Here is a 19,853-nt window from a genome sequence, read left to right on the forward strand (position 1 = left end):
TGCCCGCCCCCTTTCCTCCGGAGTCTGCATGTCGTTGTCCAGCGGGCTGATCGCCGCGGTCGCCCTCCTCTACATGGCGGTGCTGTTCAGCATCGCCTTCTACGGCGATCGCCGCAGCGCCCCGATGCCGCCCCGGGCGCGTGCCCTGATGTTCAGCCTGTCGCTGGCGGTGTACTGCACCAGCTGGACCTTCTTCGGCGCCGTCGGCCAGGCCGCCGGGCAGCTCTGGGCCTTTCTGCCAATCTACCTGGGGCCCATCCTGCTGATGGTGTTCGCCCCCTGGGTGCTGCAGAAGATGGTGCTGATCAGCAAGCAGGAGAACATCACCTCCATCGCCGACTTCATCGCTGCCCGCTACGGCAAGTCCCAGGCGCTGGCGGTGGTGGTGGCGCTGATCTGCCTGGTCAGCGTGCTGCCCTACATCGCCCTGCAGCTCAAAGGCATCGTCCTCGGCGTCAACCTGCTGGTGGGCTCCGGCGCGGACTCCACCGGTACCCGTGCCCAGGACACGGCACTGATCGTGTCCCTGGTGCTGGCGTTATTCACCATCCTCTTCGGCACCCGCAACCTGGATGCCACCGAGCACCACCGAGGCATGGTGATGGCGATTTCCTTCGAATCGCTGGTCAAGCTGCTGGCGTTCCTCGCGGTGGGCACCTACGTCAGCTTCGTGCTCTTCGACGGCTTCGACGACCTCACCCGCCGCGCCCTGCTCGCCCCGCAACTGGAAAGCTTCTGGAACCACCCGGTGGAGTGGCCGACGCTCATCGTGCAGACCGCCGTGGCCATGACCGCCTTCGTATGCCTGCCCCGGCAGTTCCACGTAGCGGTGGTGGAGAACATCGACGCCCGCGACCTGCGCACCGCCCGCTGGGTGTTCCCGGTGTACCTCGCCCTGGCCGCGCTGTTCGTCGTGCCCATCGCCCTGGCCGGCATGATGCTGCTGCCTGCCGGCGTGATGCCGGACTCCTTCGTCATCAGCCTGCCCCTGGCCGAAGCCCACCCGGCCCTGGCCCTGCTGGCCTTCATCGGCGGCGCGTCGGCGGCCACCGGCATGGTGATCGTCGAAGCCGTGGCCCTCTCGACCATGGTCTCCAACGACATGCTGCTGCCCTGGCTGCTGCGCCGGCAGAACGCCGAACGCCCATTCGAAGTGTTCCGCCACTGGATGCTCTCGGTGCGCCGCATCAGCATCGTGGTGATCATCCTGCTGGGCTACGTCAGCTACCGCCTGCTGGGCTCCACCGCGAGCCTGGCCACCATCGGCCAGATCGCCTTCGCCGCCATCGCCCAGCTCGGCCCGGCCATGGCCGGCGCCCTCTACTGGAAGCAGGCCAACCGCCGGGGCGTATTCGCCGGGCTGGCCGCCGGCTCGGCACTCTGGGCCTACACCCTGGTGCTGCCACTGGTGGCACGCGGCCTCGGTTGGCCGCTGGAGGCCTTCCCCGGCCTGGCCTGGCTGATGGCCAACCCGCTCAAGCTGCCTATCGACCCGCAAACCCAGGGCGTGGTCATCTCCCTCGCCGGCAACTGGCTGCTGTTCGCCTGGGTCTCGGTGTTCTCCCGCACCCGCGTGTCCGAACACTGGCAGGCCAGCCGCTTCATCGGCCAGGTAGTCTCGGCACGCCCCAGTGGTCGCTCGCTGCTGGCGGTGCAGGTGGAAGACCTGCTGATGCTCGCTGCCCGCTTCGTCGGCGAGGAACGCGCACGGCAGAGCTTCGCCCGCTTCGCCTACCGCCAGGGCACCAGCTTCAACCCCACGCAGAACGCCAACCAGGACTGGATCACCCACACTGAGCGGCTGCTGGCCGGTGTGCTCGGCGCCTCCTCGGCCCGCGCGGTGGTGAAGGCTGCCATCGAAGGCCGCGAGATGCAGGTGGAGGACGTTGTGCGCATCGTCGACGAAGCCTCCGAAGTGCTGCAGTTCAATCGCGCCCTGCTGCAGGGCGCCATCGAGAACATCACCCAGGGCATCAGCGTGGTGGACCAGTCACTGCGCCTGGTGGCCTGGAACCGCCGCTACCTGGAACTGTTCGACTACCCGGAAGGGCTGATCAGCGTCGGCCGGCCCATCGCCGACATCATCCGCTACAACGCCGAGCGCGGGCTGTGCGGCCCCGGTGATGCCGAAGCCCATGTCTCCCGCCGGCTGTACTGGATGCGCCAGGGCAACGCCCACACCTCCGAGCGACTGTTCCCCAACGGCCGGGTCATCGAGCTGATCGGCAACCCCATGCCCGGCGGCGGCTTCGTCATGAGCTTCACCGACATCACCGCCTTCCGCGAGGCCGAGCACGCCCTCAAGGAATCCAACGAAAGTCTGGAGCAGCGCGTCGTCGAACGCACCCAGGAGCTGTCCCAACTGAACCAGGCGCTGATCGAGGCCAAGGGCACGGCCGAGGCCGCCAACCAGTCGAAGACGCGCTTCCTCGCCGCCGTCAGCCACGACCTGATGCAGCCGCTGAACGCCGCGCGGCTGTTCTCCGCTGCCCTCGCCCACCAGTTGGAAGCGCTGCCGCCCGAGGCCCGCGAACTGGTGGGGCACCTCGACAGCTCGCTGCGTTCGGCCGAAGACCTGATCACCGATCTGCTGGACATCTCGCGGCTGGAAAGCGGCCGCATCACCCCCGACCGCACCACCTTCCCCCTGGCCAGCCTGTTCGACACCCTGGGGGCCGAGTTCAGGGCCCTGGCCCAGGAGCAGGGCGTGCAGTTCCGCCTGTGTGGCAGCCGGCTGAACATCGAGAGCGACGCCAAGCTGCTGCGCCGGGTGCTGCAGAACTTTCTCACCAACGCCTTCCGCTACGCCAAGGGCCACGTGCTGCTGGGCGCGCGCCGCGAAGGCGACTCCCTGCGCCTGGAAGTCTGGGACCGCGGCCCCGGCATCCCCGAGGACAAGCGCAAGGTCATCTTCGAGGAGTTCAAGCGCCTCGACAGCCACCAGACCCGCGCCGAAAAGGGCCTGGGCCTGGGCCTGGCGATTGCAGACGGCCTCTGCCGCGTGCTCGGCCACCGGTTGGAAGTGCGCTCCTGGCCCGGCAAGGGCAGCGTCTTCAGCGTCACAGTGCCCGTGGCGCGCCAGGCCCGCCCGGCCCCGGCACGCCAGCCGCAGGAAGGTGCCGGCCAGGCCCTCAACGGCACCCAGGTGCTGTGCATCGACAATGAGGACAGCATCCTCACCGGCATGGACAGCCTGCTGTCACGCTGGGGGTGCCGCGTCTGGACCGCGCGCAACCGCCTGGAGTGCGAGCAGTTGCTGGAAGAGGCCGTGCGCCCGGAACTGGTACTGGTGGACTACCACCTCGACGAGGGCGAGACCGGCACCGAGCTGATGGGCTGGCTGCGCACCCGCATGGGCGGCCCGGTGCCCGGCGTGGTGATCAGCGCCGACGCCCGTGCCGAACTGGTGGCCGAAGTCCACGCCGCCGGGCTCGACTACCTCGCCAAGCCGGTGAAGCCCGCCGCGCTGCGGGCGCTGATCAGCCGCCATGTGACGCTGCGCTGAGCGGCGGCACCCAACCAGCCCCTCGCTCAGGCGGAGGGCTAAACCTTGAGGAAACCCTTCAGCAGCTCACCGACACGGCCACCCAGCTCCTGGTTGGCCGACGCCTGCAGCCCCCGCGCCAGCTCGCTGTCCACCACCTCCTCCACCAGCGGCCGCAGGGCCAGCAGTTGCCGGTTCAGCGCCTCCAGCTCGGAAACGTGGGGCAGGCTGCTGCTGAGCAGCGGGTTGACCAGGTGGGCGACGATCATGCCGACGATGCCATCGGCCACCGGTGCCACCTGCTGGCGGATCAGCGCGAACTGCTCCAGCAGCACCGCCAGCGGGATGCCGGACCGATGCAGTTGCACCCCGGCGTTGAAGATGCGCGGATTCAGCACCCGCAGGTGATCCCCGGCGAACTCCACTAGCCCCAGCTCGCGGGCGCGGTCCAGGGTGTCGTCGGTCAGCGCCTCGCCGAACAACTCGATCAGCTCGTCGAAGCCCAGGCGGGTCGGCTCCGGCTGGCCCCAGGCCCCGGCGATGGCAGCGTCCAGGCCCAGCACATGGGCCAGGTCGCGCCCCTGCTCCCAGGCCTCCAGCAGCTCGCGGATGCTGGCGATGCTGTAGCCGCGCTCCAGCAACTGACCGATCAGCAGCAGCCGCGACAGGTGCCCGCCGTTGTAGATACCCACCCGCCCGCGACGCTCCGGCGGCGGCAGCAGGCCGCGGTCCTGGTAGGCCCGCAGGTTGCGCACGGTGGTGCCGGCCTCGCGGGCCAGTTCATCGACGGTGTATTCCACCGCCTCGGGCAGGGCATCCCCCTCGGCCGGCGCACGGGCCAGCAGGCGGGACAGGAAGGGTTGGGGTGTCTTCATGGAGGCGGATCATAGCCCTGCCCCCGGACCGCCAACAACACGCCCGCCCCGCCCTATCCTATGGCTGGACTTGCTGCCTCCCCTTCCCGTCCCAAACCCCGCAGAAACCCGCAAAGCCAGGCAGGGCAAGGGCTTCCGGCCAGGGGTAACGGGGTAACGCTGCGGGCACGGCAACTGGCCAGGCGCTGGCGTCTCACTGACAATCCGTGACATCGCCTGATGTCACGATTCGTGCCCCAGGCTCACCTCACGCCCGGGAGCACGTCCATGAACGCACCGCTCAACCTCGAACCCCAACGCACCCTCATCCAGGGCGATGGCGTGCGCCTGGCCACCTACCAATGGGGCAACGCCAAGGGCCCCGTGCTGTTGCTGGTGCATGGCTACCCCGACAACCACCGGGTCTGGCTGCCCCTGGTGCGCGAGCTGGCCGCCGACTACCGGATCATCGCCTACGACGTGCGCGGCGCCGGCGACTCCGAAGCCCCCCGGCGGGTGCGGGACTACCGCCTGGTACACCTGGCCAACGACCTCGAAGCGGTGATCCGCACCCACAGCCCGGACCGCCCGGTGCACCTGGTGGCTCACGATTGGGGCTCGATCCAGAGCTGGGAGGCGGTGACCGACCCGCGTTTCGAGCCGCTGCTGGCCTCCTACACCAGCCTCTCCGGGCCCTGCCTGGACCACGTCGGCCACTGGATGCGCGCCCGCTTCGGACGCCTCGCCCCACGCGGCTGGCTGCAGGCGCTCGGGCAACTGGTCAGCTCCTGGTACATCGCCTTCTTCCAGACGCCCTGGCTGCCGGAGCTGTGCTGGCGGCTGGGGTTGGCGAGAGCCTGGCCGACCCTGATGCGGCAGATGGAGCGCATCCGCGAGCCGGAGCGCAACCCACACCAATTGGCCGACGGCCAGCACGGGGTGAAGCTCTACCGCGCCAACTTCATGCCGCGCCTGTTCGCCGCTCGCCAACGCCCCACCCGGGTGCCGGTGCAAGTGGTGGTGCAGACCCGTGACCGCTACGTGCGGCCTCAACTGTTCGACGGCCTGGAACGCTGGGCCCCGGACCTGCTGCGGCGCGAAGTGGACGCCGGCCACTGGCAACTGCTGGCCCGCCCCGGGCGTCTGGCCGACTGGATGAGGGCCTTCGTCGAGGAGAAGGAGTGCAACACCGGACGCCCTGAGCACTGAACACGTCCGCCACGCTCAAACCGCCGGTCATAAAAAAACGGCCCAGGTCTTGGAAGACGTGGGCCGTTGAGGCGCTATCGCAATCGTCAGGCGGAGTCTGCGCCCCGCTGGAGGACGCCGGTCAGGCGCTGGCGTCCTGGTATTCCTTCTCGGCAGCGTCGAAGCGCTTGATCATCGAGTCCGTCGGCGCAGCGCCGATGCGGCTGAAGACCAGGATGCCGAGGGTGGCGAGGATGAAGCCCGGGATGATTTCGTACAGGCCGGTCCAGCCGAGGAGGTTCTTCCACAGGATCACGGTGACGGCACCCAGCACCATGCCCGCCAGGGCACCGTTGCGGGTCATGCCCTTCCACACCAGGGAGAGGATCACCACCGGGCCGAAGGCGGCACCGAAGCCGGCCCAGGCGTAGGACACCAGGCCCAGCACCTTGCTCTCGGGGTTGGAGGCGATGGTGATGGCGATCACGGCCACCAGCAGCACCATGGCGCGGCCGACCCAGACCAGTTCGTTCTGGCTGGCGTTCTTGCGGAAGAAGGCCTTGTAGAAGTCTTCGGTCAGGGCGCTGGAGCACACCAGCAACTGGCAGCTCAGGGTGGACATCACGGCCGCCAGGATGGCGGACAGCAGCACGCCGGCCACCCAGGGGTTGAACAGCAGCTTGGCCAGTTCGATGAACACGCGCTCGGGGTTGGCGGTGACCGGGCCGGCCACGTCCGGGTGCGTGGAGAAGTAGGCGATACCGAAGAAGCCGACGGCAACCGCGCCGCCCAGGCAGGCAATCATCCAGGTCATGGAGATGCGACGTGCATTGGGGATGGACTTGACCGAGTCAGCGGCCATGAAGCGCGCCAGGATATGCGGCTGGCCGAAGTAGCCCAGGCCCCAGGCCATCAGCGAGATCACGCCGATGAAGGTGGCGCCCTTGAGCATGTCGAAGTGGGCGGCATCCTGCAGCTCGATGGCCACGAAGGTCGGCTCGATGCCGCCGTTGATCATCACCACCACGACCGGGGTGAGGATCAGGGCGAAGATCATCAGGGTCGCCTGCACGGTATCGGTCCAGCTCACTGCCAGGAAACCACCGATGAAGGTGTAGGCGATGGTGGCGGCCGCGCCGGCCCAAAGGGCAGTCGCGTAGGACAGGCCGAAGGTGCTTTCGAACAGGCGGGCACCGGCGACGATGCCGGAGGCGCAGTAAATGGTGAAGAACACCAGGATCACCACCGCGGAGAAAATCCTCAGGATGCGGCTGTTGTCTTCGAAGCGGTTGGTGAAGAAGTCCGGCAGGGTCAGGGCGTTGCCGTTGTGCTCGGTCTGTACGCGCAGGCGACCGGCTACCAGCAGCCAGTTGAGGTAGGCACCGACGATCAGGCCGATGGCGATCCAGGCCTCGGACAGGCCGGAGAGGTAGATGGCGCCGGGCAGGCCCATCAGCAGCCAGCCGCTCATGTCGGAAGCACCAGCGGACAGCGCGGTGACGAAGCTGCCGAGGCTGCGGCCCCCAAGGATGTAGTCGGACAGGTTGTTGGTGGAACGGTAGGCGGCCAGGCCGATCAGTACCATGGCGGCGATATAGATCACGAACGTGATCAGCATCGGGTTGCTGAGTGTCATGGGGTCTCCCCTGCTCGTTTGTTGTTATTCGGGAGCTGAGGGTGGTCTGCTCCCGTGGTGATTGTTTGGCGACCGCACGTGGCGATGACCGCTTGGCTTCTCGACCCTGTCGGCCAGTAGCCGATTCACGTCCGATCGAACCTCAAGCGAGGCGATCCGGCCCCACCCGTCGTCGAAGGCCCTGCTCATGGGGAGCGGCCCTCGCGAACATTCTCAGAAGTACATGGCCTCTTGGCTGAACGCACGGTCCGCCCAGGACAGTGCGTGTATTAACCGCTGCGGGGCCAGGCGGCCACATCATCAAGGCATGGGGCCCGGTCGGGGACAGCGCCTGTACGCGGAAAGGCGTGATTCCCGGGCGCGTTACCCGTTGTCTTCCATGACCATCGCGTTGGCTTCAGTACAGCCCAATCCGTCAACAGGGGCGGGCTGAAAATTCGGAAGGGTGGAATGTAGAGAGGTGGCACCCCGATTTTCTTACAAAATCCTCTGATTTAGTTTCGGGATAGTCCGATAGGGGGAACTTTCTGCCAAAAGGTGCAACCGGCTACTCGTCAGAGTAGCCGGCACTTTGGCTCAGAAAGCCAGGCGCACGCCCATAGTCAGGTTGCGCCCAGGGAGTAGCACCTCGTCCTTGATGAAGGAGCTGTGGTTGCGCCCTTCGGCATCCAGCAGGTTGCTCCCTTTGAGGTAGAGCTCGTAGTCGGCCATCTCCAGCTTCCCGGTGTAGGTCAGGGCGGCACCGAGCATGTTGTAGCCGCCGGTACGGGTCTCGTAGTCGGCGAGCTGGTCCTGGCGCTGCACGCGGTAGAACTCCAACTGCCCGGCGAGGGCCGGTGCCAGGCGCTGGTCGAGGCGGATGCCCAGGCGATCGGCCGGGATGCGCGGCAGGTCGCCGCCACCGCTGCGCAGGCGGCCACGCACGCGGTCGCCGAAGAGCGTGACGTCGGTGTCATCGCTGAAGCGATAGCCCAGCTCGCCCTCGGCGCCGGTCAGCACGGCATCCTGCTGGCGGTACTGGATCTCGCGCATTTCGCCGCCGATGTCGCGCCCGGTGTCCGCCGCGTAGATGAAGTCATTGATCTGGTTGCGGTAGACGCTGAGGCTGAAATGGGTGCGGCCGGCGAACTTGCGCAGGGTCAGTTCGACGTTCCGCGAGGTCTCCTCGCTCAGGTTCGGGTCCCCCAGTTCGACGGTACGGGTCGCGGCGTGGGGGCCGTTGGCGTAAAGCTCTTCGGCCGTAGGCAGGCGCTGGGAGCGGGACAGGGAGAAACCGAGGGAGTATTCCGGCGCGAAGGTCCAGACCGCCCCGGCGGATACGGAAGTGCCACGGTGCTGGCGGCTACGCTCCCCACGGGCGGAGATGTCCTGCCACTCGTGGCGCAGGCCCAGTTCATAACGCCAGTCATCCAGGGTGTACTCCTCCAGCAGGAACAGGCCGTGGTTGCGGGTCAGGCTCGGCGGCACATAGGCCTCTTCGCCCAGGGCCTGGAAATCCCGGCGCGAGCTTTGCCCGCCCAGCACGCCACGCCAGCCGAACAGCGGTGCGTGGGTCAGCTCCAGGCGGGAGTCGTAGGCCTTGTTCTTGAAGGTGGTCGCGGCTACCCCGCCTTCTATCTCCTCGTGCTGGTAGTCGCTGTAGCCCCCTCGCACACGGGCCAGCTCGAAGCCCGGCAACGGGTCGCTGTACTCACCGCGCACGTCCCAGCGCTTCTGCTTCATGTCGATGTAGGGCAGCCCGCCCTCCTCGTGGTCATCATGAGCATGGCCGTGTCCATGGGAGCCGCAATGCCAGTCGCGCGGGCCATGGGTGTGGCAGTGGGCATGTTCGTGGGCGAGCAGGCCGTAGCGATTGTTCTGCTCGGTGTAGGCCAGGCCCAGATAGCCGCGATCCCCGATCCAACTGCCCCCGAGGGTGGCGCTGTCGGTGTCGTTGTAGGCCCCGGTCTGCTTCGAGGATCGCGGGTCGCCGGCCGCGCCGGGGATGTCGTAGGCATTGGCTTGGCGCTTGAGCCCCTCGATGCGCCAGGCGAACGGTCCGGTGCCAATGGTCAGGCCGCCGGCCCCCAGGCCCTCGTCGGCCACGGTGTTACCGCGCAGCTCCAGCTCGCCTTCGTAGCCCTTCTCGGGGAGCGCGACGGGAATCTTCTTGTCGATCACGTTCACCACCCCACCGATGGCACCGCCGCCATACAACAGGGTGGCAGGGCCCTTCAGCACTTCGACGCGCTCCACCAGCAGCGGCTCGATCGCAACGGCGTGGTCCGGGCTGACGGTGGACGCATCCAGCGTGTCCACGCCGTCGCTCAGAACCCGCACCCGTGCGCCGTCCAGCCCGCGGATCACCGGACGGCTGGCGCCGGGGCCGAAGCTGCTGGCATGCACCCCGGGCAGACCGTCGAGCGTCTCGCCGAGGGTCGCCTCGCGGCGCAGGCGCAGGGCGTCGCCTTCCAGCACCTCGGCGGGGGTCGTCATGTCACGGGTTGCGGTGGACAGGGCGCTGGCGCGCACCACGCTGGGGTCCAGTTCCAGCGGCTGCTCAGACTCGGCCGCAAGGGCCATCGAGCCGGAAAACAGGGCAATCGCCAGGGCGAGTGGTGAGTGGATAGGTTTCATCGCAGGTCCTCGAATAGTCGTCAGCGCGCAACCTTGCGCGCCTGTAAGGCAGTTGGACGTGAGCACGGGCAAGCCGCGCCGGACTGCGACTATATAGTGTTATAACGTAACAATTAAGAGCGAATCGCATTGGCCGGCAAATTACTGACAAAGGCTTTAGAACGGGCCTTACGGCCCCGTCAGGCGTGGTCGCGCAGTCGCTTCGGCGTCAGCCCCAGGTGGCGGCGCATGGCGGTGGTCAGCGCGCTCTGGCTGGAGAAGCCGCATTCCTCGGCGATGCGCACCAGGGCGAGGTCGCTTTCGCGCAGCAGGCGGGAGGCACGGTCGAGGCGAGCGCGCAGCAGGTACTGGTGGGGTGTCAGGCCGACGCAGTCCTTGAACAGGGCGTGGAAATGACTGGGACTGAGGCAGGCCACCTGGGCCAGCTCGGCCACGCTGATGCGCCGGGCCAGGTTGTCGGCGATGTAGGCATCCAGCGGCTCCAGGTCAAGGCCCTGGTTGCTGCGCCGCCCGTGTTCGCCGAACAGCCGCAGGTACAGCGCTCGCAGCAGGACACCGCCCAGGGCGCGGGCCAGCAGCGGGTCGTCGCCGTAGCGCTGCAGCTCGGCGCCGGCGTAGCTCAACAGGTGCTGGAAGTCGGCGTCGAGGTCGGGGAAGCGAGGAATGTCGAACAGGCGCTGGAGCAGCTCACGGTCCTCGCTGGCAGCCTCCGGCGCGTTCAGGTCGAGGATCAGCATGCGGTTGTCACCGCAGCCGGCAAAGACGTGCTCGGTGGTGCCCGGCACCACGCAGGCGCGCATGCGGCACACCTCGCCACCGCGACCGCCGACTTCAAAAGCGGCGCGGCCAGACAGGGACATCACCAGTTGATGGTGGTCGTGGGCATGGGCATGGGCCTGTTCATCCAGGCGTTGCAGGCGGGCGACGAGCATGGCGGGACTTGCTCAAAATTTGCGCATTTTAAACAAGCGATGCTCGCCTGCCCAGCACCACCGGGCGCCCACAGTGGTTGAAAAGCCCCCGGAGCCGCCCCATCTAGCCTGCACGCCCCACCCCAAGCCCATTCGTTTCCATCAGGTGCCCAATGAGCGATCAGGAGATCCACGCCACTCTCGTCGATGACACCAGTGCCACCGGTACGGGCCTGGCGCTGCCCGGCCAGACGCTGCCGGACACCGTGTACGTCATCCCCATCCACAACCGCCCGTTCTTCCCGGCGCAGGTGCTGCCGGTGATCGTCGAGGAGGAGCCCTGGGCAGAAACCCTGGAGCTGGTGGCCAAGACCAACCACCACAGCCTGGCGCTGTTCTTCGTCGACAGCCCGCCGGGTGACCCGCGCCATTTCGACCCCAGCACCCTGCCCGAGCACGGCACCCTGGTGCGGGTTCACCACGCCACCCATGAGGGCGGCAAGCTGCAGTTCGTGGCCCAGGGCCTGTCGCGGGTGCGCATCCGTGGCTGGCTCAAGCGCCACCGCCCGCCCTACCTGGTGGAGGTGGATTACCCGCGCCCGCAATCCGACCCGCGCGACGAGGTGAAGGCTTACGGCATGGCGTTGATCAACGCCATCAAGGAGCTGCTGCCGCTCAACCCGCTGTACAGCGAGGAGCTGAAGAACTACCTGAACCGCTTCAGCCCCAACGACCCGTCGCCGCTCACCGACTTCGCCGCCGCCCTCACCACCGCACCGGCCAACGACCTGCAGGAAGTGCTGGACACCATCCCCGTGCTCAAGCGCATGGAGAAGGTGCTGCCAATGCTGCGCAAGGAAGTCGAGGTGGCGCGCTTGCAGAGCGAGCTGTCGGCAGAGGTGAACCGCAAGATAGGCAAGCACCAGCGGGAGTTCTTCCTCAAGGAGCAGTTGAAGCTGATCCAGCAGGAGCTGGGCATCACCAAGGATGACCGCAGCGCCGACAGCGAGCAGTTCCGCCAGCGCCTGGAGGGCAAGACCCTGCCGGAGCAGGCGAAGAAGCGCATCAACGAGGAGCTGAACAAGCTGTCGATCCTGGAGACCGGCTCCCCCGAGTACGCGGTGACCCGCAACTACCTGGACTGGGCCACGGCCCTGCCCTGGGGCGTCTACGGCAGGGACCGACTGGACCTCAAGCACGCGCGCCAGGTGCTGGACCGCCACCACGCGGGCCTCGACGACATCAAGAACCGCATCCTCGAATTCCTCGCGGTGGGCGCCTTCAAGGGCGAGATCGCCGGCTCCATCGTGTTGCTGGTGGGCCCGCCCGGCGTCGGCAAGACCAGCATCGGTAAGTCCATCGCCGAGTCCCTGGGGCGTCCCTTCTACCGCTTCAGCGTCGGCGGCATGCGTGACGAGGCCGAGATCAAGGGCCACCGCCGCACCTACATCGGCGCCCTGCCCGGCAAGCTAGTGCAGGCGCTGAAGGAAGTCGAGGTGATGAACCCGGTGATCATGCTCGACGAGATCGACAAGCTCGGCGCCAGCTACCAGGGCGACCCCGCCTCGGCCCTGCTGGAGACCCTCGACCCGGAGCAGAACGTCGAGTTCCTCGACCACTACCTGGACCTGCGCCTGGACCTGTCCAAGGTGCTGTTCGTGTGCACCGCCAACACGCTGGATTCGATCCCCGGCCCGCTGCTGGACCGCATGGAGGTGATCCGCCTGTCCGGCTACATCACCGAGGAAAAGCACGCCATCGCCAAGCGTCACCTGTGGCCGCGCCTGCTGGAGCGCACCGGGGTGCCGAAGCAGCGCCTGGCCATCACCGACGCCGCGCTCACTGCGGTGATCGAGGGGTATGCGCGGGAATCCGGCGTCCGCCAGTTGGAGAAGCAGCTGGGCAAGATCATCCGCAAGTCGGTGGTGCGCCTGCTGGAGGAGCCCGAGGCGAAGATCCGCGTCGGCAACAAGGACCTGGAGCCGCTGCTGGGCACACCGCCTTTCCGCAAGGAGCAGGTGCTGGTGGGCAAGGGCGTGATCACCGGGCTGGCCTGGACCAGCATGGGTGGCGCCACCCTGCCCATCGAAGCCACCCGCATCCACACCCTCAACCGGGGCTTCAAGCTCACCGGCCAGTTGGGTGACGTGATGAAGGAGTCGGCCGAGATCGCCTACAGCTACGTGAGTTCGCACCTCAAGCAGTTCGGCGGCGACCCGACCTTCTTCGACCAGGCCTTCGTGCATCTTCACGTACCGGAAGGCGCCACGCCCAAGGACGGCCCCAGCGCCGGCATCACCATGGCCAGCGCCCTGCTGTCCCTGGCCCGCGACCAGGCGCCGAAGAAAGGCGTGGCCATGACCGGCGAGCTGACCCTCACCGGCCAGGTGCTGCCGATCGGTGGGGTGCGCGAGAAGGTCATCGCCGCGCGGCGGCAGAAGCTCCATGAGCTGATCCTCCCCGAGGCCAACCGGGGCGCTTACGAGGAGCTGCCGGACTACCTGCGCGAGGGCATGACGGTGCACTTCGCCAAGCGCTTCTCGGATGTCGCCAAGGTACTCTTCGGCTGAACCTGCGGTGCCTACCCAGGGGCCGGAGCAGCGGATATGCTGCACCGGCCCTTGAACGATGGAGCCGTCCATGCGCCTGAATCCCCTCCCCCGCCTGCTGCTGCCCGGTGCCCTCGCCCTGCTGGCCGGCTGCGCCCACGAGTCGACCACCCTGCTGGTGCAGAAACAGGACCGCTGCCCCCTGAAGCTGGACAAGGGCCAGGCCCTGGTGCTCACCCTGCCGAGCAACCCCACCACCGGCTTCCGCTGGGTGGTGAAGGACGCCGCGCCCGGCGTGCTGCGCAGCCTCGGCCCGGAGGTCTACAACGCCCCAGAGGACGCCGGCCTGGTCGGCGGCGCCGGGGAATCCACCTGGCGCTTCAGCGCCGCCCAGCCGGGCGACGGTCGCCTGCTGCTGGTCTACCAGCGCCCCTGGGAAACCGACGTCGCCCCCGAACAGACCTTCGACTGCTCCGTCCACGTGGAGTGACGGCGCAATTGGCGAGCCGCCCTGGCGCGCGACGCCTGGCGGCCCAGCCGAATGCTGAAGCAAAGTGCGCCCTCCCTTCGATGGAGCGGCCCCATGCCTGCCTTGCTGATCGGCCTGACCGGCGCCTGCGCCTTCCTCATCGGCCGTGCACTCGACCTGCCCTGGCTGTGCTTCGCCAGCAAGCCGCTGCCGATCATCGCCCTGATGCTCTGGCTGCGCGGCGCACCGGCCGGTACCTACCGCAACCGCGTCGCCCTCGGCCTGGCGCTGTGCCTGCTGGGGGATGTGTTGCTGCAATGGCCCGGCGACCTGTTCGTCCCCGGCCTGGCGGCGTTCCTGCTGGGCCACCTGTGCTACATCGCTGCCTACCTGAGCGACAGCCGCCGCTTGGCGCCCCTCGCCCTCGCGGCCTGCGTGGTCTATGGCGGCGCCATGTTCGCCCTGCTCGGCAGCGGCGGCCTGGGGCCCCTGGCGCTGCCCGTGGCGCTCTACGCCCTGACCATCAGCAGCATGCTCTGGCGCGCCCTGGCCCGTATCGGCGAGACCGGGATAGCACGCGGGTCGGTGCTGGCTGCCGTGGCCGGGGCGCTGTGCTTCGTGGTCTCGGACAGCCTGCTGGGCATCGCACGCTTCGTCGGCAGCTTCCCCGGTGACGGCTACGCCATCATCCTCAGCTACTGGCTCGGCCAGTGGGGCATTACCGCCTCGGCGCGCTTGAAAGCAGGCACAGCCTCCAACCCGACGTAGCGGCATTTGGGACGGCGGGCAGTCTTGGCTAGAATGCCGCCCTTTCCAACTGCTGGTACCGGCCCGTGAAGCAACAACCCGACCGCATCTACGCCACGCCCCAGGCCCAGGTGGCCGACTTCGCCTTCAACGAGGACGTGGTCCGGGTCTTCCCGGACATGATCAAGCGCTCGGTGCCGGGCTACCCCACCATTGTCGAGAACATCGGTGTGCTGGCCGCGCAGTTCGCCCAGCCCAACACCCCGCTCTACGACCTGGGCAGCTCCCTCGGCGCCGTGACCCAGGCCCTGCGCCGCCACGTGAAGACCGAAGGCTGCCGGGTGATCGCGGTGGACAACTCCAGCGCCATGGTGGCGCGCTGCCGCGAGTACCTGCACGCCCAGGACGCGATGTTCCAGGAGCTGCTGCCGGTGGACGTGCTGGAGGCGGACATCCTCGCCCTGGAGTTCCAGCCCACCAGCCTGGTGGCGCTGAACTTCACCCTGCAATTCGTCCCCCGCGAGCGCCGCCAGGAGCTGCTGGGGCGCATCCACCAGGCCCTGTTGCCGGGCGGGGCGCTGATCCTCTCGGAGAAGCTGCGTTTCGAGGACGCCGAGGCCCACACGCTGCTCACCGACCTGCACGTCGCCTTCAAACGCGCCAACGGCTACAGCGAACTGGAAATCGCCCAGAAGCGCAGTGCCCTGGAGAACGTCATGCACCCGGACAGCTTCGAAGAACACCGCGAACGCCTGCTCGCCGCCGGCTTCTCCAAGGTGGTGCCCTGGTTCCAGTGCCTCAACTTCGCCTCGTTGATCGCCCTGCCATGATCCGCACCCTCGACCTCGACAGCCTGCAACAGCAACTGGCCGGCACCCGCCTGCAGGACTGGGCCGCCGACCTGCCGGCGCAACTGGACGCCAAGCTGGCCGTCGGCCACGGCGACCTGGAGCGCTGGGGGGCTGCCGTCAACGCCCTCCCCGCGCTGCAACCGCAGCAGGTGGAACTGGCCCAGCGCTTCCTGCTGGACGGCCCCTGCGACGAGGCCACCCGGGCCCAACTGAAAACTGCCTTGCAAGGGCTGATTCCCTGGCGCAAGGGGCCGTTCGAGCTGTTTGGCGTGCATGTCGACACCGAGTGGCGCTCGGACTGGAAATGGGCGCGCGTCTCGCCCCACCTGGACCTCGTCGGCAAGCGGGTGCTGGATGTGGGCTGCGGCAACGGCTACTACCAGTGGCGCATGCTCGGCGCCGGCGCCGACTGCGTGGTGGGCGTGGACCCGAACTGGCTGTTCTTCTGCCAGTTCCTCGCCATGAAGCGCTTCCTGCCCGACCTCCCCGCCTGGCACCTGCCCCTGGCCCTGGAGGAGCTGCCGGCGAAGCTGGAAGGCTTCGACACGGTGTTCTCCATGGGCGTGCTGTACCACCGGCGCTCGCCCATCGATCACCTGTACGACCTGAAGGACTGCCTGGTGCGCGGCGGCGAACTGGTGCTGGAAACCCTGGTGGTGGAAGGCGATGCCCAGCAGGTGCTGGTGCCCGAGGACCGCTACGCGCAGATGCGCAACGTGTGGTTCCTGCCGTCGGTGCCGGCGCTGGAGCTGTGGCTGCGCCGCGCTGGCTACGTTGATGTGCGTTGCGTGGACGTGAGCGTCACCCGCGTGGAGGAACAGCGCAGCACGGAATGGATGCGCTTCCAGTCGCTGCCCGAGTTCCTCGACCCGGCCGACCACAGCCGCACCGTCGAAGGCCTCCCCGCCCCCGCTCGCGCGGTGATCGTCGCCCGCAAGCCCTGAACCGCAACCCGGCTTCAGCCCGGGAACGCCCGCCACAAACGAACCGGCCTATCCGTGCGCCACGGGTAGGCCGGCGTTTCATCAGGGGTCAGCGGGTGGTGACCCTGGCCTGCGTCAGGCGCGTGACGCCTGCGCCCCCTGGATCAGCTGCTTCATCTCCACCACCGCCTGCTTGAAGCCGACGAACAGCGCGTGGGCCACCAGGGCGTGGCCGATGTTCAGCTCGTTGATGCCGGGGATCGCCGCCACCGGCTCGACGTTGTGGTAGTGCAGACCATGACCGGCATTGACCACCAGGCCGAGCTTGAGGCCCAGGGCGACGCCCTCACGGATGCGCTGCAGCTCCTGCTCGGCTTCCTCCGGAGTGTGGGCATCGGCGTAACGGCCGGTGTGCAGCTCGATGGCCGGCGCGCCGACGCGGTGGGCGGCCTGGATCTGCAGCGGGTCGGCGTCGATGAACAGCGAAACCTCACTGCCGAGCTTGGTCAGGCGCTCGACGGCGGCCTGGATGCGCGCCTCCTGGCCGGCCACGTCGAGGCCGCCTTCGGTGGTCAGCTCCTGGCGGGTTTCCGGCACCAGGCAGATGTGCTCGGGGCGGATTTCTTCGGCGAAAGCCATCATCGGCTCGGTGACGCCCATCTCGAAGTTCATGCGGGTCTGCAGGACCTCCTTGAGCACACGCACATCGCGCTCCTGGATGTGCCGGCGGTCTTCGCGCAGGTGCACGGTGATGCCGTCGGCGCCAGCCTCCTCGGCGTCCAGGGCGGCCTTGACCGGATCGGGGTAACGGGTCCCACGGGCCTGGCGCAGGGTGGCGACGTGGTCGATGTTCACGCCGAGCAGTACACGGTTGGCTTCAGTCACGGGCAGGTTCCTTGATCGTCATGAAGAGTTCGCGGCTGGCCAGCGGCCGGCCACCGAGATGAGGGGCCAGGGCCTGGCGCATCAGGCGCTTGGCGGCGGCCAGAGCCCCCGGTGCCGACCAGTCGGCCTCGGCCAGGGCCAGCAGCTCGGCGCCCTGGAAGAGGCCGGGCTGCAGGTGGCCGACCGGCTCCAGGCCGGCGTCCGGCAACAACCGGTAGATGCCGTCGACGGCGATAGGCGCGCCGTGCAGGTCGATGTCCAGGGCGAAACCGTAGCCCAGCTCGTCCAGCAGGCGCCACTCGAAGGCGCGCAGCAGCGGCTCCAGCGGGCGGTTGGCGGCAAGGGCCTGGAGGGTCACGGCGTAATGCTGGAACAGGTCGGGGTGAGGCGCTTCCGCCGGCAACAGGCGCACCAGCAGCTCATTGAGGTAGAGCCCACTGAACAGGGCTTCTCCGGTGAGGAAATGCGGGATGCCCGCGCCTTCGAGCCGGCCGATGTTCTTCAGCTCGCTGCGGCCGCGCAGTTCCACTTCGAGGGGGACGAAAGGCCGGGCCAGGGTGCCGGCCTTGCCACGGGCGCCGCGCAACACTGCGCGCAGGCGCCCATCCGGGGTGAACAGGTCCACCAGCGCACTGCTTTCGCGGTAGGCCCGGCTGTGCAGGACAAAGGCCGGTACCGCCTGCGCGGGCGTCTGCATGGCGGGTCAGAGGTCGTTGTAGCCCAGGGAGCGCAGGGCCCGTTCGTCGTCGGACCAGCCGCCTTTAACCTTGACCCAGAGGTTGAGCATGACCTTGGAGTCGAACATGACCTCCATGTCCTTGCGCGCGTCCTGGCCGATGCGTTTGATGCGCTCGCCACCGTCGCCGATGATGATCTTCTTCTGCCCGTCGCGCTCGACGAGGATCAGCGCATGGATGTGCAACGTGCGCCCATCGTGCTTGAACTCCTCGATCTCGACGGTGATCTGGTAGGGCAGCTCGGCACCCAGCTGACGCATGATCTTCTCCCGCACCAGTTCGGCGGCGAGGAAGCGGCTGCTGCGGTCGGTGATCTGGTCTTCCGGGAAGAAGTGCTCGTTTTCTGGCAGGTTGTCCGCCACCAGGCGTTCCAGGGCATCGAGGTTGTGGCCGTGCTGGGCAGAGATCGGCACGATCTCGGCCTTTGGCAGTTGCTCCTGCAGCCAGGTCAGGTGCGGCAGCAGCTCGGACTTCTCTTCCAGGCGATCGGTCTTGTTCACGGCGATGATCACCGGGCCCTGCACGTACTGGACGCGCTCGAGCACCATCTGGTCCTCATCGGTCCAGCGTGTGCGGTCCACCACGAACACCACCACGTCGACGTCCTTGAGGGCGGCGGCGGCGGATTTGTTCATGTAGCGGTTGAGCGCTTTCTCGTTGTTCTTGTGCAGGCCGGGGGTGTCGACGTAGACCGCCTGCACCGCGCCTTCGGTCTTGATGCCGAGCATGGTGTGGCGGGTGGTCTGGGGCTTGCGCGAGGTGATCGCCAGCTTCTGCCCGAGGATGTGGTTGAGCAGGGTGGACTTGCCCACGTTGGGGCGTCCGACGATGGCCACGTAGCCGCAGCGGGAGGTTTCGAGATCAGTCATGGCCATTCTCCACGCCCAGGGCCACCAGGGCGGCGGCCGCAGCCACCTGCTCGGCGATGCGCCGGCTGGCCCCTTGGCCACGGGTCTTGTCGTTCAGCAGGGTGATGTCGCACTCAACGAAAAAGGTGCGGCAATGCGGTTCACCCTGGATATCCACCACTTCGTAGCGGGGCAGTTCGCAGGCCCGGGACTGCAGGAATTCCTGCAGGCGGGTCTTGGGGTCCTTGTTGGTGTCCACCAGGGTCAGGCTTTCCAGCTCGTTCTGCAGCCAGGCCAGGACCCGTTCGCGGGCCTTGTCCATGCCGGCGTCCAGGTAGATGGCACCGATCAGCGCCTCCAAGGCATCCGCCAGGATCGATTCGCGGCGGAAACCACCACTTTTCAGCTCGCCGGAACCCAGGCGCAGGTATTCGCCAAGCTCGAAACCGCGTGCCAGCAGGGCCAGGGTCTCGCCCTTCACCAACCGCGCGCGCAGCCGTGAGAGCTGCCCCTCGCGGGCCTGGGGAAAGCGCTCGTAGAGGGCCTCGCCCGCGACGAAGTTGAGCACCGCGTCACCCAGGAACTCCAGGCGTTCATTGTTGCGCCCGGCGTAGCTGCGGTGGGTGAGGGCCAGGGTCATCAGACCCTGGTCATTGAAGGTATGGCCGAGCTGGCGCTCGAGACGGCTGAGGGATGCGCTCACGGGACTCTTACACGGAATTCTTTGTCGAAATGGACCACCAGGTCGAGGTTCTCGATCAGCGGCTCGCGCTTCTCGTACTTCAGGGTGGCGTAGAAGTCGTTGTTCTCAACCTTCACGCTCAAGGCCTTTTCCAGGTCGATGTCGCGGATGCTGTTGATCTGCATCCCCTTGCGTACATAGGCTTCAAAATCACCCGGAGTGGAGATTCCCTGCCCCTTCTCGTTCTCCACGGACGTGATCAGCTTTTCCAGCGCGTAGTAGTCCATGTAGTGGGGAACGATCTTGAAGGCGGTGCTGGCGAGGAAGGCGACGATGGCCAGGACCACCATCCAACCCAGGAGCGAAAGGCCGCGCTGCGAGCGTGCGAACGTCATATTGACCTCAATGTGGTTGTTGTTCGGGCCGGCCGGCCCGTCGCAAGACTATATATAGCGGGCGGCGCCGTCGTGAAC

General features: G+C 67.5%; 16 protein-coding genes. 7 read left to right on the forward strand and 9 right to left on the reverse strand.

The genetic code is table 11. From position 1 onward, the window contains the following. The first annotated feature begins 28 nt into the window (after positions 1-28). The gene (locus A9G05_RS10295) at positions 29-3,505 is read left to right on the forward strand and encodes a PAS domain-containing hybrid sensor histidine kinase/response regulator (protein WP_069560876.1); all 3,477 of its coding nucleotides are present in this window, start codon (positions 29-31) and stop codon (positions 3,503-3,505) included. A gap of 38 nt (positions 3,506-3,543) precedes the next feature. On the opposite strand, the gene A9G05_RS10300 is transcribed toward A9G05_RS10295, so the two are convergent. Further along, positions 3,544-4,359, reverse strand: a complete 816-nt coding sequence (locus A9G05_RS10300; protein WP_069560877.1) for a MerR family transcriptional regulator — start codon at positions 4,357-4,359, stop codon at positions 3,544-3,546. A gap of 267 nt (positions 4,360-4,626) precedes the next feature. Between A9G05_RS10300 and A9G05_RS10305 the strand changes: the two genes are divergently transcribed. Continuing rightward, positions 4,627-5,547, forward strand: coding sequence for an alpha/beta fold hydrolase (locus A9G05_RS10305; RefSeq protein ID WP_069560878.1), 921 nt, complete (start codon positions 4,627-4,629; stop codon positions 5,545-5,547). A gap of 121 nt (positions 5,548-5,668) precedes the next feature. Here the strand turns inward: A9G05_RS10305 and putP are convergent, their stop codons facing one another. The 3 genes from putP to A9G05_RS10320 form a co-directional block, all read right to left on the reverse strand. Further along, positions 5,669-7,162: a sodium/proline symporter PutP gene (gene putP, locus A9G05_RS10310; protein WP_069560879.1), complete on the reverse strand. Its 1,494-nt coding sequence runs from the start codon at positions 7,160-7,162 to the stop codon at positions 5,669-5,671. 576 nt (positions 7,163-7,738) lie between these two features. Next, positions 7,739-9,778: a TonB-dependent receptor gene (locus tag A9G05_RS10315; RefSeq protein WP_069560880.1), complete on the reverse strand. Its 2,040-nt coding sequence runs from the start codon at positions 9,776-9,778 to the stop codon at positions 7,739-7,741. A gap of 179 nt (positions 9,779-9,957) precedes the next feature. Then, on the reverse strand, positions 9,958-10,710 hold the full coding sequence (locus tag A9G05_RS10320) for an AraC family transcriptional regulator (protein WP_069560881.1): 753 nt from the start codon (positions 10,708-10,710) through the stop codon (positions 9,958-9,960). 152 nt (positions 10,711-10,862) lie between these two features. Here A9G05_RS10320 and lon point away from each other — a divergent pair, with 152 nt between their 5' ends. The 5 genes from lon to cmoB all read left to right on the forward strand — a co-directional run bounded on the left by lon (position 10,863) and on the right by cmoB (position 16,249). Beyond that, positions 10,863-13,259 (forward strand): endopeptidase La, encoded by a 2,397-nt coding sequence (lon, locus tag A9G05_RS10325; RefSeq protein WP_069560882.1) that lies wholly within the window; start codon positions 10,863-10,865, stop codon positions 13,257-13,259. A 70-nt stretch (positions 13,260-13,329) separates the two neighbouring features. Then, positions 13,330-13,728 (forward strand): protease inhibitor I42 family protein, encoded by a 399-nt coding sequence (locus A9G05_RS10330; RefSeq protein WP_240924759.1) that lies wholly within the window; start codon positions 13,330-13,332, stop codon positions 13,726-13,728. Between the two features lie 93 nt (positions 13,729-13,821). Then, positions 13,822-14,475: a lysoplasmalogenase gene (locus A9G05_RS10335; RefSeq protein ID WP_069560884.1), complete on the forward strand. Its 654-nt coding sequence runs from the start codon at positions 13,822-13,824 to the stop codon at positions 14,473-14,475. 65 nt (positions 14,476-14,540) lie between these two features. Beyond that, on the forward strand, positions 14,541-15,284 hold the full coding sequence (gene cmoA / locus A9G05_RS10340) for a carboxy-S-adenosyl-L-methionine synthase CmoA (RefSeq protein WP_069560885.1): 744 nt from the start codon (positions 14,541-14,543) through the stop codon (positions 15,282-15,284). Next, positions 15,281-16,249 (forward strand): tRNA 5-methoxyuridine(34)/uridine 5-oxyacetic acid(34) synthase CmoB, encoded by a 969-nt coding sequence (gene cmoB, locus A9G05_RS10345; RefSeq protein ID WP_069560886.1) that lies wholly within the window; start codon positions 15,281-15,283, stop codon positions 16,247-16,249. The genes cmoA and cmoB overlap by 4 nt, the downstream gene beginning before the upstream one ends. A gap of 114 nt (positions 16,250-16,363) precedes the next feature. Here cmoB and pdxJ read toward each other — a convergent pair whose 3' ends face one another. From pdxJ to A9G05_RS10370, 5 genes are read right to left on the reverse strand one after another with little or no spacing between them, the layout of a single operon-like run. Beyond that, a complete protein-coding gene (gene pdxJ, locus A9G05_RS10350; protein ID WP_069560887.1) occupies positions 16,364-17,113 on the reverse strand; it encodes a pyridoxine 5'-phosphate synthase in 750 nt (249 codons plus the stop codon). Continuing rightward, a complete protein-coding gene (gene recO / locus A9G05_RS10355; RefSeq protein WP_044407215.1) occupies positions 17,106-17,810 on the reverse strand; it encodes a DNA repair protein RecO in 705 nt (234 codons plus the stop codon). The genes pdxJ and recO overlap by 8 nt, the downstream gene beginning before the upstream one ends. A gap of 6 nt (positions 17,811-17,816) precedes the next feature. Next, entirely contained in the window at positions 17,817-18,719 is a 903-nt protein-coding gene (gene era / locus A9G05_RS10360) for a GTPase Era (RefSeq protein ID WP_044407217.1), read from the reverse strand. Continuing rightward, on the reverse strand, positions 18,712-19,401 hold the full coding sequence (gene rnc, locus A9G05_RS10365) for a ribonuclease III (protein WP_069560888.1): 690 nt from the start codon (positions 19,399-19,401) through the stop codon (positions 18,712-18,714). Before rnc ends, era begins: the two co-directional genes overlap by 8 nt. After that, a complete protein-coding gene (locus A9G05_RS10370) occupies positions 19,398-19,775 on the reverse strand; it encodes a DUF4845 domain-containing protein (protein WP_069560889.1) in 378 nt (125 codons plus the stop codon). The genes rnc and A9G05_RS10370 overlap by 4 nt, the downstream gene beginning before the upstream one ends. Positions 19,776-19,853: the final 78 nt, after the last annotated feature.

It is taken from the genome of Pseudomonas sp. ENNP23, assembly GCF_001728945.1.
GTDB lineage: Bacteria > Pseudomonadota > Gammaproteobacteria > Pseudomonadales > Pseudomonadaceae > Metapseudomonas > Metapseudomonas otitidis.